The sequence below is a fragment of the Terriglobia bacterium genome (assembly GCA_020073185.1).
GTDB lineage: Bacteria > Acidobacteriota > Terriglobia > Terriglobales > Acidobacteriaceae > JAIQGF01.
Genome location: JAIQFT010000017.1, coordinates 47,887 through 63,514 on the forward strand (window position 1 = coordinate 47,887; position 15,628 = coordinate 63,514).

Sequence of the window (15,628 nt, forward strand, 5' to 3'; positions counted from 1 at the left end):
TGGAAAATCAGATGTTGGTTGTTAGTTGTCAGTTGTCAGCATCAGCAGCGTGGTTCCACGGCTCGGAACGACACATTTTACTCGCCGCCCGCTGGAATTTTCTGCTCTGCCTGCAATTCGCGGCTGACTTTCTCCACGCGGCGAAACACGCGCAACAGGTTTCCACCGAGGATCCCCTTGATCTGGTCCTTGGTATAGCCGCGCTCGAGCAAGGCCTGCGTAATCTTAGGCAGGTCGGCGGCGGAATCCATTCCCTGCGGCATCGCCGGATTTCCGTCGAAATCGGAGCCCAGGCCCACGTGCTCCACGCCCGCCACTTTCGCGATGTGATCGATGTGATCAATCAGCACTCTGAAGGGCGGCCGCGGCAGCTTGGCGGCCCACTCCTTTTCTACCGCATCTTCCACTGCGGCATAGTTCAGTGGCTTGCCCTCGGCCTTTAGCTTCGCTTCGTTGGCTCTGACTGCGGCCTCGCGTTCCGGAGCTTGCTGGTCGAATTCACGCCGCCACGTCTCGTCCAGGAAGGCATCGAAGAAATTTACCATCACCACGCCATCATTTTTCGCCATTGCCTTCAGCATGTCATCGGTCATGTTTCGCGGAGCATTCGTCAGCGCCCGCGCCGAGGAATGGGAGGCTATCACCGGCGCCTTGGTCGCCGCGATCGTGTCCCAAAACGTCTTGTCCGCGACGTGCGAGATGTCCACCATCATGCCCAGCCGGTTCATCTCTTCCACCACCTGCTTGCCGAACGGTGTGAGCCCGTTGTGGTGTTGCACTTTCGCGTTGTTGATATCGCCGGAGGAGTCCGCCCACTCGTTGGTGTTTTGGACCAGGTTAGCGTCATGTAGCGCACGCCGAGCCGATAAAAATCCCGCAGCACGTGAATGTCGTTCTCGATGGCGTGCCCGCCTTCCAGTCCCAGCAGCGCGGCAAACTTTTTGTTGGGACCGGTGCGCGCGCGCACGATGTCATCGGCGCTGTAGGCCATCGCCATCTGCTTGGGATGACGTCGCGCCTGCTCGTACACCGAATCAATCAAGTCCATCGCCCGCTGGGCGTAGTGACCGTCGAAGTAGCCGGGCTCGACCCAGATGGAGAAAAACTCGGCGCCTAAATTTCCCGCGCCTGCCTTCTGCAGATCAATGCTGCCCGTGCCCGCGGAAGTACCGATATCGAAGCCCTCGTCGAGGAAGCGCTGCGGCGTATCGGCGTGCGTGTCGATGACGATGGCGGAATCGTGAATCTGGCGCGCCTTCGCCGAGACCTTCGGCCCTGCGTCAGGCGCATTCTGCGCGCCGGCGGTCAGGCACAGCGACAGCGCGAGCACCGCCAGGATGGTTGGAGGATTGTGTCTGTTACTGCGCGTTAACCGAGCTGCCGGGCGCGTGCCGGCCGTGCGGAGCGGTGGCGAGCTTTTCGCTATCACGCCACGCAGTATAACGGTCGGAGACCATTACGTGAAAGCAGGCCTGGCGGCGCTCCTCGACCGCTTCCACCAGCCCGAGGTTATGCATGTTGACCAGGTAGCCCTCGACGAACGCCCGCTGCCGGCGCGTCATGCCCTTCTTGGCGATGTCGACCGTGAGGCCGGCGAGATGGGAGGAAGCAGTTTCGCCTTCGGCGGGAGCTGCATTGTGATTGTAACGAGTCAGCCTCTCCTGCTGCTCGACCGTGCGCACCGCCGAATTGACCTGGACGGCCTGCTTGAATTGCTTGTAATACGCCTGGCTGAAATCCTCCAGGAAGTTGCGCGTCCACGGGCGGCAGTAGCGCCGCGAGGGCTCGATGCGCGGATCGATTCGTATCGCGTGATTCTCGGGCAGCGCAACCAGTTCGTCGCGTGCAATCATTTCTTCCAGCGCCTGGTCGTTCTGGATGCGCGGCAGCTGCAGGCGATCGATCTCTGCGTTCTGCCGCAGCAGAGAATCGTGCGAGCCTTTCAGCAGGACCGGCGTCCAGCGCAGATGCCTCGCATGACGATACGTAGTCCGGTGATACCGTGCCTTGATGGTGGCGGCATACGAGCCGGTGAACAACACCAACACCAGAAGAGTTACGGCGAAGCTGGTCCGATACGTGGCGCGCAAACGGCCCCCCAAACTCGACAGTTAGTTCGTTGACATCTTGTTACTGACTGTAAACCCGGATTTCGCCCGGTTGATTTACATTTTTGCCATGAGGGACCAACAAAGGCAAGAGCCCCGAGGTCACTTCTCGGGGCCTTGAGAGTTACGAAAGTTACCGGTGGAAGAGATCGGCGAAGGCTTGCTTCATCACCGCGCCCCCGACCTCGGCAATCGAGCGCGTCAGCGGGATGTCCTTGGGGCAGACTTCGATGCAGTTCTGGGCATAGCCGCATTCGTGGATGCCGCCGTCGCCCATGAGCGCGTGCAGCCGTTCGCTCTTGAGCGCTTTGCCGGTCGGGTGGGTGTTGAACAGTCGCACCTGCGAGATGGTCGCCGCCCCCACGAACCCGGTGGACTGGTTGAACTGCGGGCAGGCCTCCATGCAGCAGCAGCAGGAAATGCAGCGCGACAGCGGGTACGCCGCCTCCTGCTCCTCCGGCAGCATGCGCGGACCGGAGCCGAGGTCATAGGTGCCGTCGATCGGGACCCACGCCTTCACCGCCTTCAGGTTCTCGAACAGCACGCTGCGGTCCACCGCCAGGTCGCGCACCACCGGGAACTTGCTGAAGGGCTCCAGCACGATGGGTTGGTCGAGTTGGTCCACCAGGGCGGAGCAGGCCATGCGGGTGCGCCCGTTGATGCGCATGGCGCAGGAGCCGCATACCTCCTCCAGGCAGTTGGAATCGTAGAAGATGGGCGTGGTCGGCTTGCCCTCGCGCGTAACCGGGTTGAGCGCGATCTCCATCAGCACCGAAATGACGTTCATCTTCGGCCGGTACGGAATTTCAAACTCTTCCCAGGTGGCCGCGTGCTGCGGGTCGCTCTGGCGCTTGATTTTAAGAAGGATCGATTTGTGTGCCATGTATGAGTACCAGTTTCAATCGAGCTTGCTGGTAGTCCGTAGCTCGCAGTCCGGGCCGGAGTACCGGCTACTGACTACGGGCTACAGCACATCCTGCGCCTTAGCTCGAAATGATTAAGTAATCCAAAATCTATTTCGCCGCCTAGTACTTGCGTGCACGCGGGGGAATCAATGATGTATCCACCGCCTCGAACTCAAACCGCGGCTCATCCGCGTCGGGCGCGAAGGACGCCTTGGTCGTCTTAAGAAAATTCTTGTCGTCGCGCTCGGGGAAATCCGGTTTGTAATGCGAGCCGCGCGATTCGTTGCGCAGGGCCGCTCCTTGTACGATCACGCGCGCCAGTTGCAGCATGTTGTAGAGCTGGCGGGCGAAGGCGAAGGTGCTGTTGGCCCACACGGTCTTGTCGCTCAGGTTCACGCGGCGGAATCGCTCCAGTAATTCCACCAGCTTGACGTCGGTCTCCTGCAGGTTCTTGTTGTAGCGGATGACCGTGCAGTTACGCGTCATGATATCGCCGAGTTCGCGCCAGATCTTGAACGGGTTTTCATCGCCCTGGTTGTTGATGAGCATGGCATTGGCCTCATCTTGGCGCGTGCGCTCGGCGTCAAAAGCGCCGTTGCTGGCAGCCGTCTGCTGCGAGCGCGCGTACTGCACTGCTGCCGGGCCGGCCACGAATCCGCCCCAGATGCACGACAGGAGCGAGTTCGCGCCCAGGCGATTGGCGCCGTGATATTGGTAATCGCACTCGCCCACGGCATACAGCCCGGGGATGTTGGTGGCCTGCTTGTAATCCACCCACATGCCGCCCATCGTGTAGTGCACGCCGGGGAAAATCTTCATCGCGACATCGCGCGGATCGTCGCCGACGAACTTTTCATAGATCTCAAGAATGCCTTCAAGTTTTCGATCTAATACCTTGCGATCAATGTGGGTTAGATCGAGGTACACCATGGGACCGCTGTCGATGCCCAGGCCATCTTCGTAGACTACCTTGTGAATCTCGCGGGTGGCGATGTCGCGCGGCACCAGGTTCCCGTACTTGGGATATCTCTCCTCTAGGAAGTAGTAGCGCTCGTTTTCCGGGATGCTCTTGGGATCGCGCTTGTCTCCCGGTTTCTTCGGCACCCAGACGCGTCCGCCTTCGCCGCGCGCCGATTCTGACATCAGGCGCAGCTTGTCGTCGCCGGGAATGCAGGTGGGGTGCACCTGGATGAACTCGCCATTGGCGTAGTACGCGCCCTGCTGGTAGAGCGCCGACTGCGCCGAACCGGTGCACACCACCGAGTTGGTGGATTTGCCGAAGATGGCGCCGATGCCGCCGGTGCAGATGATGACTGCGTCGGCCGGGAAGGTGACCACCTGCATGGAGTGCAGGTCCATGGCACAGATGCCCCGGCAGATCCCCTTGGTATCGATCACCCCCGACAGGAATTCCCAGTGCTCGTACTTCTTGACCTTGCCCTCCGACTCGTGGCGGCGCGCCTGTTCGTCGAGGGCATAGAGAAGCTGCTGGCCGGTCGTGGCGCCGGCGAACGCGGTGCGGTTGTACAGCGTGCCGCCGAAGCGACGGAAGTCGAGCAGTCCTTCCGGAGTGCGGTTGAAGGGAACGCCCATGCGGTCCAGCAGGTCTATGATCCCGGGGGCGGCTTCGCACATGTCCTTCACCGGCGGTTGGTTCGCCAGGAAATCACCGCCGAAGACGGAATCGTCGAAGTGCTGCCAGGTGGAGTCGCCCTCCCCTTTCAGGTTCTTGGCTGCATTGATGCCGCCCTGGGCGCAGACCGAGTGCGACCGCTTGACCGGCACGATGGAAAACAAGTCCACCTGCCCGCCCATTTCGGCGATCTTGATGACGGCCGAAAGACCCGCCAGACCGCCGCCTACCACGATGATTCTAGGATTTGATGCCATAGGAAATTTCCCGCCGGGCCGATGCGCTCATGAATTCAGTGCCGGCAGCACATAGGACGCCTCTGCATGCTGCAACTGCCGGAACTCCTGCATATTCGGCACCTGGCTCTCCGGCGTGCTGAGGAATGCGTACACTGAGCCTGCGGCCATGCCGGCCAGCGCCAGCCCGATCACCAGGCACACGTAGCCAAACTTCCTGCGGCCCTGCTCGCCGACAATCAATCCCCACTTTGCCGCAAACAGCCAGACTCCGTAGGCGAAATGCCATGACGCGGCGGCCAGCCCGATGAAATAGAGCGCCACGATCCACGGGTTCTGGAGTTCAGCCCACACCTTCGCGTAGGCGACTTCCGAATGCGTGAGAATGTGGGCGCCGCTGAAGCGCATGGTCCAGGTGTGGTAGCCGATGTAGAAAAAGGCCACGATCCCGCTGTAGCGCTGCAGGGTGTACATCCAGTTGCCCAGCCAGGGATAGTCGCCGACGTTGGAGTCGCCGCGCCACCAGATCCAAAAACCGTAGCCGGCGTGGAAGGCCAGGGGAATGTAGATGAAGAGGATCTCCAGCGCGAGCACGAACGGAAGCCCGGTCAGGAAACGCACGTTCTCGTTGTACGCCGCGCCGCCGTTGGTGGCGAAGGCGTTGGAGAGGAAGTGTTCGACCAAGAACGCGCCGATGGGAAAAATCCCACTCAGGGAATGAAGGCGCCGCCACAGGAACGAATTTCCCTCGCCCGCACGAAGTGCCGGAACGCCTGCGGAAACTTTGATCGCGCTTGCCGCTGCCGGAGAACTGACCGATGCTGCCACGGTTCAGCTCCTTATAAGAACATGAAAATGTAAAAACGGACCGCCCATTATTGGCCCGCCGCGTCACCAAGTCAAGGAATGCCGGTCACATGACAATGTGATGCGAGATGGACGGGCGCGGGCTGGCGCGAAAAACTCGCAATCTTCCGTCACCACCAATCGTGGTCGTGCCCGGAGTGCATCGTGCGCGGCGTTCCATCGTGGAACGCGAGGCGCTGGCCGCACGAATTCCGCTCTCCGGCGTTGGTCGAGGCCTCCGCGCTGGATATAATGGCGCGCGGTCATCCCCCGGGCCCAGGAGAACACTATGATGGCGACAACCGCGCTGTCGTTTGCGCAACTGGCCAGCCAATGCGAACCCGAGGGGCTCAGCCCCAGCAATGCCGAAAAAATCGGGCATGAACTGGCCAAGACTTTCGGCGTGAAACAGGACGAGGTCGGAATCCTTCGCGTCGAACGGCGGAACCTGGTGTTCTGCTACCCGGTGAAGCTGCACAACGTGGGCACCATCCCGCTGAACACTTCGACCTCGGTCGCTGTGCGCACTGCCAATTCGCGCCGCGCGGAAGTCATCAACAACTTCGCACAGGTCAAGCACACCAGCGTGTTCGAGGCGGTGGAGTTGTCGGAGCACAAGGAGGCGGCTGCCTGGGGCGAAAGGTCCGATCATCACGTGCACGTCATCCAGAAACTGATGTCGGTGCCGGTAGTCGGGCAGTCGGGAACCCTGGGCGTCATCCAGGTTTCGCGCAAGGGAACGACAGCGCCTTCTTCCGGACCCGATTTCACGCCCGCCGATTTGCAGAAGCTGGTGGCGTGCGCGGCCGCGCTGCTCAAGTGCTTTATGTAGCGCGTTCCGATCGGCTGCTGAGTTCGTACCACGCGAGAAATTTTCCAAACGCCGCGCCCCGGTGACTGACCAACGCCTTTTCTTCCGGCGCGAGTTCCGCAAAAGTTTTGCCGAGAGAAGGGAAGTAGAAGAGCGGATCGTAGCCGAAGCCGCCGCTGCCGCGCGGCGCCCGGAACAGTTGGCCGAGCGCTTCTCCGCGGAAAGTGGCCAGCGTGCGCCCGTCGCGCGCCGCGGCAATGACGCACACGAACCGCGCCCCGCGGCGGGAATCGTCCACCTTCTCCATCTCGCCTAACAGGCGCGCGTTGTTCGCGAGGTCGGAAGAATTTGACTGTCCGTGTCCGGCGGCGTAACGGGCGGAGCGGACTCCGGGCGCGCCGCCGAGCGCGTCCACGGTAAGACCGGAGTCGTCGGCGAGCACGATTTCGCCGGCGACGTGGCGGCTGTAGTGCTCGGCTTTTTTGCGCGCGTTGGCTTCGAATGTCGCGCCGTCTTCCACGACTTCGGGCAGTTCGACCAAGCGCGGGACCGCCGCCACCTCAATCCCATGCGCGGCGGCAGCGGCGGCAAAATCGCGCAGCTTACCGGGGTTCGAGGTGGCGATCAGGACGCGGCGCATGGGCGTATACCAGGCGGCGCTTGGGTGGGCGCGCAGAAGAATGGCGCGCCCTGAGAGATTCGAACTCCCGACCTTCTGGTTCGTAGCCAGACGCTCTATCCAGCTGAGCTAAGGGCGCGCTACGCTGATTATAGCGGACCCCGCGCCCCCAGCGCCACCCGAGGGGATGCAGGCTTTATCTCCCGTTTACAATGGTCGGCCCGCCTCGTGGGCCGATTCCTATGTCCCGACTCGAAGTTCCTCCTGAACAATTCTGGCGCGTCGCCGGATACATCCTCGGACTCGCAAAGGATTTCCTCGGCGAACTCGATACGCTCCCCACATTCCCGCCCGGCGTCACCGGCCTGGAAGTGCAGCAAGCGTTTGCCGCACCGCTGCCGCAGGAAGGCGAAAAGGAAGACGCGCTCGCCGATCTGATGGCCGTGCTGCAATGGTCGCGCCCGCCTAGCCCGCGCTTTTTCGGCTACGTGCTCGGCTCCGGCGATCCCATCGCCGCCTGCGCCGATCTGCTCGCCGGCGTAATGAACCAGAACGTCACCGCTTGGCGCTCGGCCCCAGCGGCGGTTGCTATCGAGCGCGTGGTTGTAGGCTGGCTCGCCGAGGCGGTCGGGTGCGCAGGCTTCACCGGAAGCCTTACTGGTGGCGGGTCTTCGGCCAACACCATGGGGCTTGCCATGGCCCGCGAAGCCAAATCGCCGGCCAACGAGGACGGTGCGCGGCCTGCCATCGTGTACGCATCGGACCAGGTCCACATGTCCATTCCGAAAGCGGTGGCGCTGCTCGGGCTGGGCAGAAAGAATCTGCGCCTCATTCCCACCGACGAAAACTTCCGCATGGTCCCGGCTGAGCTGGAAAAGGAAATCGCCGCCGACACGCGGGCAGGGAAGAAGGCGATTGCCGTGGTCGCCTCTGCCGGCAGCGTAAATACCGGCGCCATCGACCCGCTGCCGGAGATCGCCGACATTTGCCGGCGCCACAATCTATGGCTGCATGTGGACGGCGCTTACGGTGCGCTGGCCGCCATTGCCGCGCCGGAAAAATTCCGCGGCTTGGTGCGCGCCGACTCGCTCTCGCTTGACCCCCACAAATGGCTTTACCAGCCACTCGACTGCGGCTGCTTGCTCTTCCGCGATCCGCAGCACGCCCACACCGCCTTCGCCCACAGCGGCGACTACGCGCGTGTCCTCAGCCAGGATCCGATCGAGGGCTTTGCATTCTTTGAGGAATCGCTGGAATTGTCGCGCCGCTTTCGCGCGCTGAAAGTGTGGTTGTCGTTGCGCTATCACGGTCTCAACGCGTTTCGCGAAGCCATCCGCGCCGACCTTGCGCACGCTCAGCAACTCGCCGAACTGGTCCGCGCCAACGACAAGCTCGAACTGCTGGCGCCGGTGGAGTTAAGCGCGGTCTGCTTCCGCCACCTGCGCCCGGGCGCATCCGACGCGCAGCTTGACGACATGAACGCGGCGATTCTCAAGCAGGTCATCCGGCGCGGGCGTGTGTACATCTCCAACGCGTCGATCCGCGAGAAATTCGCGCTACGCGCCTGCTTCGTGAACCATCGCACCAGCGACGAAGACGTGCGCGCCGTGGTGGAAGAAGTGCTCGCCACCGCCGCGGGGGCCTAAATCGGACAGCGCCCAATTTCGGATCTTGGGTTCGTGATACAAAAGCGTCATGCCATCTCAACCTGATCGCCAGGCGGTCGTGGCCCAGGCCCCTTGCCGCGCCGACCTGGCGGGCGCAACCATTGACCTGTGGCCGCTGTATCTGTTTCATCCCGGGTCAGTTACGGTCAACTTCGCGCTCAGCATCCTGACCACCTGCCGCCTCACGCCGCTCACCGGTAAGGCCATTCACCTGAAGTCGCTGGACACCCGGCACGAGGAGCGCTTCCCCGACTTGGAGGCTCTGTGCTGCGCCAAGAAGTTCAAGCACCCGCTGGCGGCGCGCCTGGTGCAGTTCTTCCAGCCGGAAGGCGGGTTCGCACTGGAGACGACCTCGGAGTCGCCCGCGGGCGCGGGCATCGCAGGCTCGTCGGCGCTGATGATCGCCACTACCGGAGCGCTGGCGCGTTATACCGGCCGCCGCATGGGGCGCGAGGAGATGCGCGTGCTGGCGCAGAACGTGGAGGCGCAACTGATCAACGTGCCCACCGGCTGCCAGGATTACTACCCCGCGCTCTACGGCGGCGTGAGCGCAATTCATCTCGACATCGACACGGTGCGGCGCGAAGCGTTGCCGGTGGCGCCGGAGGAGATCGAAGCGCGCTTCCTGCTGGTCTATACCGGCGCGCCGCGCGCTTCCGGCATCAACAACTGGGAGGTGTTCAAGGCGCACGTGGACGGCGACCAGAAGGTGATCCGCAACTTCGAGCGCATGGCGCAGATCTCGCGCGCCATGCACGGCGCGCTCTCGCGGGGTAACTGGGACGAAGCAGCGCGCCTGCTGCGGCAGGAGTGGCAGTTCCGCAAGAGCAATTACGCGCGCATTTCGACGCCGTTGATCGACAAGCTGGTTGCGGTGGCGGCGAAAAACGGCGGGCGGGCGGCCAAGGTGTGCGGCGCCGGCGGTGGCGGCTGCGTGGTGTTCATGGTCAGAGAGGATGCCAAGCAGCGCGTCGCCGAGGCGCTGCGTGAGACGGGCGCCCGGCTCTTGCCCTTTCGCGTGGCGCGCGACGGCCTGGTGATCTCCGCAGTCAAGCCGGGAGAAGGTGCGTGAATCCCTGGTTGAGCGACGACGGCCGGTTGCGCCCGGCCTGGCGCTTCCTGCTGGGAGCGCTGGCCGCCTTCGTCGCCAACTTTCTCGCCATCGGCGTTGCCGAGTCGGCGGCGCATGGCCGGCTGAGGCTGCTGGAGGCTGTATATCGTTCCACGACATTATTGCTGTTGCTGGCCGCTTTTGCCCTGCTGCTGATCGCCGCCGACCAGGTGCACGAGGGGCTGCTGCGGGCCATGGGGCTGGGGCGGTTTCCCGGCTGGCTGCGGCAAGCGGGGCTGGGAATGGCTATGGGAACGGCGTTGGTGTGCGTGGCCGTCGCATGGATCGCGGCCACCGCCGACTTGGCGGTGAAAGTTGACCTCGGCGCCCGCACGCTAACGCTGGCGATGGCGGAGTTATTCATTCTGGCGACCGGCGCCATGGCCGAAGAAATGATGTTTCGCGGCTATCCCTTTCACCGCTTGCTGGAGGCGGCTCCGGCGCCGCTTGCCGTGGTCGTCATGTCGGCGCTGTTTGCCGCCGCGCACGGCGCCAACCCGCACGCCTCGAAGCTGGCGATGGTGAACACCTTCGCCATCTCCGTGCTGCTGTGCGTGGCGTATCTGCGGACGCGCGCGTTGTGGTTGCCGTGGGGAATTCACTTTGCGTGGAACACCGTGCTGGGCACGGTTTTCGGGCTGCCGGTCAGTGGCCTGACCGACTTCGCGGTGATTGTGAAGACGCGCGCGCGCGGGCCGCGCTGGGTGACCGGAGGCGCATACGGCATTGAGGGCAGCGTGGTGGGCGCTATCGTGATCCTGCTGGGTTTCATCCCCGTGCTGCTGCTGACGCGCAAGGATGCAGCCGCGCTGGCGCATCCCGGCCACTGGGACGAACAGGGTTCACCCGACCCGTCATCCACGGGCCGCATCCAAATGTAACCGGCGGCGGTTCCACTCCACGACCAGCCTGCTTCTGGGGACCCCGCGAAGGCGGCGCGGAAGACTATAATTGAGTCGCCACCTGCCAGGTGCCCATGAAGTCGCTTCGCCGTGCGTTCACCATCCTCGCAGTGCTGATCTGCACAACGCTGCTGTTGGCCGATGATGCGCACAAGTCCGCTTCCGACAAGTCGTCCACGTCCGAGATGAGCGAGCTCAAGCGCATGGAGGTGATCCGCTCCCTGAACGCCGAACTGGTGTACATCCGGCGCCCGTTTCCGATCGGCCAGAAGGGGCTCACGATCAAGAACGGAAAGGTGCGGCCCGACGAGGAAACGGTGGCGCGGATGATCGCGACGTACGGGCCGGCGGTCAAGCCGGGTGATCGGGCACGCATCACCGACGTCAAATTCAAGGGCAACGACGCCATCATCTTCGTGATCAACGGCGGGCCGACCAAGAAGAAGAGGTGGTACGAGCATATCGAGATTTCGGGCATGGGAGGCGCGGCTACGCCCACCGACCCCACAGCCGACGACCGGGCTAACATTCGCGGCACCTTCGTTGTCCTCGCATTCGACAAGCACATGCCTGACCTGTCCATCGAGCAGATTAAAGCGATGCTCCGGCCGGTGTTCGACTTCAATGCCAAGTCGGCGGCGGAGGCTTACCTGGACACGCTGCCGCCCAAGGTGAAAGAGGCGATCAAGAACCACGAAGTGCTGGTGGGAATGAACCGCGAGATGGTGACCGACGCCCTGGGACGGCCGCCGAAGAAATATCGCGATCGTGACGGACAAACCGACTACGAAGAGTGGATCTACGGCGAACCGCCCAAGGACGTGCAGTTCGTGCGCTTCGTGGGCGACGAGGTGGTGCGCCTGGAAATCATGAAAGTAGACGGCGACAAGATCGTTCGCGACAAGAAAGAGTTCGACATGGTGAAGCCGCCGACCTCGCAGGCGCAAGCCCGCGAGCTGTCGCCGGACAACACCCCCAAACCGGCAAACGCGCCCACCCTGCGCCGTCCCGGGGAACCGGCGCCCGCTGCCGAACCGCTGCCTAGGGGTGGCGTGGACGGGCCCGACCCCAAGAGCCTACCGCCGAGGTGAAGCCGGTACTTGGCAGTTGGGAGTTAGTAATTGGCGGGTAGCCCAGTCCTCTTGAGCCGCTTTGCGAATTCCTCATGGCTCAACACGCAGCCTTTCCGCATCTACTCAAGTCCCTTGCGCACGAGCGCGTCCTGGTAGGCGTACAGCTCGATAACATTCGCGCTGATCCGTCTTGGGGAGTTGCGCATTGGATAGCCTCCTCGATCTTTTCAGACCCGCAAATCCGCCGTGGCCGCGAATTGCGGCGGCTTGCGGTGGTGTGTCGCCTGCTCGAATGAGTACGCCAGCTTGATCAAGACAGGCTCCGACCAACCCCGGCCGAAGAAGGAAATTCCCACCGGCAATCCGAACACGAAACCGGCGGGCACGGTGATGTGCGGATAGCCTGCGATGGCGGGCAAGCCGGAGCTGCCTCCGCGCCCGCGGTCACCATTGAGCAGGTCGGTGGTCCAGGCGGGACTGCCCGACGGCCCGATCAGCGCATCGAGCTTGTGTTTGTCCATCACCTCGTCAATGCCCTTGGTGCGGGAAAGCTCGCGGTTTTTCTCCAGCGCGACGAGGTAGTCCTTGTTGGTCAGCGGCCCCTTCTCTTCCGCCTTGGTGAACAGGTCCTGGCCGAAGTAGGGCATCTCCTGCCGGCTGTGACGTTGGTTGAACTCGATCACTTCCTTGAGCGACTTCACCGGCGCCTTAGGGCCGAGGGCAGCGAAGTAGGCGTTGAGGCCGGCTTTGAGTTCGGTCAGCAGGACCTCCAACACGCCCTCGCCGAAGCTGGTTGCGGAGACCTCGACGGGATCAATCAGCTCGGTGCCCTGGCGCTTCATCTCCGCGATGGCGTCCTCCATCAGGCGATCCACTTGATCGCTGATCCCAAAATTCTTGCGCAGCACGCCGATGCGAGCGCCGCGCAGCCCGGCAGGATCAAGGAAGCGGGTGTAGTCGAGTGCGGGCTTGTCGCGCAGCCGAGCGGTGGCGGTGTCTTGGGGATCATACCCGGCGATCGCGGAGAGCAGCGCGGCAGCGTCGGCCACGGTGCGCGTCATTGGCCCGGCCGTGTCCTGGGTGTGGGAGATTGGAATGATGACGGAGCGGCTGACCAGCCCGACGGTGGGCTTGATGCCGACGATGCCGTTGGCGTTCGACGGGCAGATGATGGAGCCGGAGGTCTCGGTTCCGATCGCGACCGCGCAGGCATTCGCCGACACCGCCACGCCGGAGCCGGAACTGGAACCGCAGGGATTGCGATCCAGCGCATAGGGATTTCTGGTGAGGCCGCCGCGCCCGCTCCATCCGCTGGCAGAACGGTTGGAGCGAATGTTGGCCCACTCGCTGAGATTGCTTTTGCCGAGCAGGACGGCTCCGGCATCGCGCAGCTTGCGAACCAGAAACGCGTCCTGGAGCGGGATGGAACCCAGCAGCGCCAGCGAGCCGGCGGTGGTCATCATGCGGTCGTTCGTCCCAATGTTGTCCTTGATGAGCACCGGGATGCCGTGTAGTGGGCCGCGCGGGCCTTTGCTGCGGCGTTCTTTGTCCAAGGCGTCGGCGATCTGGAGGGCGTCAGGATTGATCTCGATCACCGCATTGACGGCCGGTCCGCGTTTATCGATGGCGTCAATGCGCGCGAGGTATTTTTCCGTCAGGCTGCGAGCGGTGAATTTCCCGGACGCCAAGCCTTTCTGCAGGTCGGCAATGGTCAACTCGTCCAGTTCAAACGCCGCAGGCTTTTCGGGCGCACTGGTTGACGCGGCGCGCGCCGGCTCCAAGGAGATCGCAGGCGCGAGCACGGCAGCAGCACCGGCCATCACGGTGGTTTTCAGGAAGTTTCTACGGTCGCGCTCGCGGTGGTCGGTCGGATTCAGAGACTCAGGCTTGTTCATCATTGGCTCCAAAGGGAAGGCGCGAATTATACGTCAGGGTACGAGCCAGACGAGCGTGTCGCAGCGCGCGGAGGGGCGCATGTGCCAGACGAGTAAGGTGTGCCACATGGAGTGTTCTTGGCGTGCGGCGGCCAGGGCTTTAGACTGAAGAGGTGAAGATTGCGCTCGGCCAGATCGATACCACCATAGGCGACTTTACCGGAAATTCCGGCAAGATCATCGATTTCTCTCGACGCGCCATGTCAGCCGGGGCGGGACTCATCATGTTTCCCGAGCTGTCGGTGTGCGGCTACCCGCCGCGCGACCTGGTGGAGAACCCCGCGTTCGTCAAACGCAATCAGGAGGCGCTGCAGCGAATTGCTGGCCAGACCCAGGGCATCGCCGTGATCTGCGGCGTGGCGACTCCGGCCAACGCCGAGACGGGGAAGCGGGTCATGAACTCGGCAGCCCTGCTCAAGGACGGGCGGGTGGCGTTTCTGCAGTCGAAGATGCTGCTGCCGACCTACGACGTCTTCGACGAGTCGCGCAACTTCGCGCCCGCCTCGAAACAGGAGTTGCTGCCGTTTTGTGGCCGGCAGGTCGGGCTTACCATCTGCGAGGACGCGTGGAACGACAAGAGTTTCTGGAACCGGCGGCTGTACGGCTTCGATCCGGTCGAGGCCCTGATGGGTCAGGGCGGTAAATTCCTGCTCAACATCTCCGCGTCGCCGTTCTACGTCGGCAAACGCGAGTTGCGCTACAACATGCTGGCGGCGCTGGCGAAGAAATACTCGGCGCCGGTGGCAATGGTCAACCTGGTGGGCGGCAACGACAGCCTGGTGTTCGACGGCTCCAGCCTGGTCATCGCGCCCGACGGGCGGCTGGTGGCGCAGGCGAACTCGTTCGAGGAAGACTTGGTGCTGTTCGACGCCGACGCCCTCGCCGGAGACATGCACCCGCAGGTCGATAACATCGAGGCCAGCGCCTACGCCGCACTGGTGCTGGGCACGCGCGACTACGTGCGCAAGTGCGGGTTTCATCGCGTGATCGTCGGGCTGAGCGGCGGTATCGATTCGGCGCTGACGGCGGTGATCGCCTCGGACGCGCTCGGCGCGCACAACGTGATCGGCGTCGGCATGCCGGGGCCGTACTCATCGCGCGGCAGCCTTGACGACGCGCGCGCGCTGGCGGGCAATCTTGGCATCCGCTTCGAGACCATCAGCATCACGGAGATTTTCGAGGCCTACCTGAAAGCGCTGAAGCCGGCGTTCGCCGGCAGCGAAGAGGATGTCACGGAAGAGAACATCCAGGCGCGCATCCGCGGGGCGCTGCTGATGGCGCTTTCCAACAAGTTCCAGGGCCTGGTGCTGAGCACGGGGAACAAATCGGAACTGGCGGTCGGCTATTGCACACTCTACGGCGACATGGTGGGCGGGCTGGCGGTTATTTCCGACGTGCCCAAGACGATGGTCTACCGGCTGTCCCACTATGTGAACGGGCGCAAGCCGGTGATCCCGCTTGCCACCCTGGAAAAAGCTCCATCGGCGGAGCTGCGGCCGAATCAAAAGGACAGCGACACGCTGCCGCCCTACGAGGTGCTGGACATTATCCTCGAAGATTTCATCGAGGACAGCAAGAGCGCGGAGCAGATTGCCGGCGAGAGCAACTTGGATATTGCCCTGGTGCGCAGAGTGATCCGCATGGTGGAGCGCGCCGAGTACAAGCGCCAACAGGCCGCACCCGGGCTGAAGATTTCCGAGAAAGCGTTCGGGGTGGGACGACGGTTCCCGATCGCGGCGAAGTCGGAAAGTTGAGCTTGGTTGATCCCGCGGAAATGGGGTTA

General features: G+C 63.1%; 12 protein-coding genes, 1 tRNA gene and 1 pseudogene. 6 read left to right on the forward strand and 8 right to left on the reverse strand.

The window, feature by feature from the left end; genetic code table 11:
• Positions 1–77: 77 nt before the first annotated feature.
• The 5 genes and pseudogenes from LAN64_08285 to LAN64_08305 form a co-directional block, all read right to left on the reverse strand.
• Positions 78–1,336: pseudogene (locus tag LAN64_08285) on the reverse strand (dipeptidase).
• Between the two features lie 22 nt (positions 1,337–1,358).
• Positions 1,359–2,090, reverse strand: coding sequence for a DUF5715 family protein (locus tag LAN64_08290; GenBank protein MBZ5567835.1), 732 nt, complete (start codon positions 2,088–2,090; stop codon positions 1,359–1,361).
• Positions 2,091–2,241: 151 nt separating this feature from the next.
• A complete protein-coding gene (sdhB, locus tag LAN64_08295; protein ID MBZ5567836.1) occupies positions 2,242–2,991 on the reverse strand; it encodes a succinate dehydrogenase iron-sulfur subunit in 750 nt (249 codons plus the stop codon).
• Positions 2,992–3,133: 142 nt separating this feature from the next.
• Positions 3,134–4,903 carry a succinate dehydrogenase flavoprotein subunit gene (gene sdhA / locus LAN64_08300; protein ID MBZ5567837.1) on the reverse strand — a complete coding sequence of 590 codons (1,770 nt, stop codon included), beginning with the start codon at positions 4,901–4,903 and terminating at the stop codon, positions 3,134–3,136.
• A gap of 27 nt (positions 4,904–4,930) precedes the next feature.
• The gene (locus tag LAN64_08305; protein MBZ5567838.1) at positions 4,931–5,710 is read right to left on the reverse strand and encodes a succinate dehydrogenase; all 780 of its coding nucleotides are present in this window, start codon (positions 5,708–5,710) and stop codon (positions 4,931–4,933) included.
• 307 nt (positions 5,711–6,017) lie between these two features.
• On the opposite strand from LAN64_08305, the gene LAN64_08310 reads away from it, so the two are divergent.
• Positions 6,018–6,560 (forward strand): hypothetical protein, encoded by a 543-nt coding sequence (locus tag LAN64_08310; GenBank protein MBZ5567839.1) that lies wholly within the window; start codon positions 6,018–6,020, stop codon positions 6,558–6,560.
• On the opposite strand, the gene rdgB is transcribed toward LAN64_08310, so the two are convergent.
• Together rdgB and LAN64_08320 are read right to left on the reverse strand one after the other, a co-directional pair.
• Positions 6,553–7,179, reverse strand: coding sequence for an RdgB/HAM1 family non-canonical purine NTP pyrophosphatase (gene rdgB, locus LAN64_08315; protein MBZ5567840.1), 627 nt, complete (start codon positions 7,177–7,179; stop codon positions 6,553–6,555). The genes LAN64_08310 and rdgB overlap by 8 nt on opposite strands.
• Positions 7,180–7,220: 41 nt before the next feature.
• Positions 7,221–7,297: transfer RNA gene (locus LAN64_08320), tRNA-Arg, on the reverse strand.
• Between the two features lie 103 nt (positions 7,298–7,400).
• Here LAN64_08320 and LAN64_08325 point away from each other — a divergent pair.
• The 4 genes from LAN64_08325 (at position 7,401) to LAN64_08340 (ending at position 11,929) form a co-directional block, all read left to right on the forward strand.
• Entirely contained in the window at positions 7,401–8,804 is a 1,404-nt protein-coding gene (locus LAN64_08325) for an aminotransferase class I/II-fold pyridoxal phosphate-dependent enzyme (GenBank protein ID MBZ5567841.1), read from the forward strand.
• A 49-nt stretch (positions 8,805–8,853) separates the two neighbouring features.
• Positions 8,854–9,897 (forward strand): GHMP kinase, encoded by a 1,044-nt coding sequence (locus LAN64_08330; protein ID MBZ5567842.1) that lies wholly within the window; start codon positions 8,854–8,856, stop codon positions 9,895–9,897.
• Positions 9,894–10,817 (forward strand): CPBP family intramembrane metalloprotease, encoded by a 924-nt coding sequence (locus LAN64_08335; GenBank protein MBZ5567843.1) that lies wholly within the window; start codon positions 9,894–9,896, stop codon positions 10,815–10,817. Before LAN64_08330 ends, LAN64_08335 begins: the two co-directional genes overlap by 4 nt.
• Before the next feature lie 95 nt (positions 10,818–10,912).
• Positions 10,913–11,929 (forward strand): hypothetical protein, encoded by a 1,017-nt coding sequence (locus tag LAN64_08340; GenBank protein MBZ5567844.1) that lies wholly within the window; start codon positions 10,913–10,915, stop codon positions 11,927–11,929.
• Positions 11,930–12,138: 209 nt separating this feature from the next.
• On the opposite strand, the gene LAN64_08345 is transcribed toward LAN64_08340, so the two are convergent.
• Entirely contained in the window at positions 12,139–13,806 is a 1,668-nt protein-coding gene (locus LAN64_08345) for an amidase (protein ID MBZ5567845.1), read from the reverse strand.
• Between the two features lie 152 nt (positions 13,807–13,958).
• On the opposite strand from LAN64_08345, the gene LAN64_08350 reads away from it, so the two are divergent.
• Complete coding sequence (locus tag LAN64_08350) at positions 13,959–15,599, forward strand: NAD+ synthase (GenBank protein ID MBZ5567846.1); 1,641 nt, start codon at positions 13,959–13,961, stop codon at positions 15,597–15,599.
• Positions 15,600–15,628 lie beyond the last annotated feature (29 nt).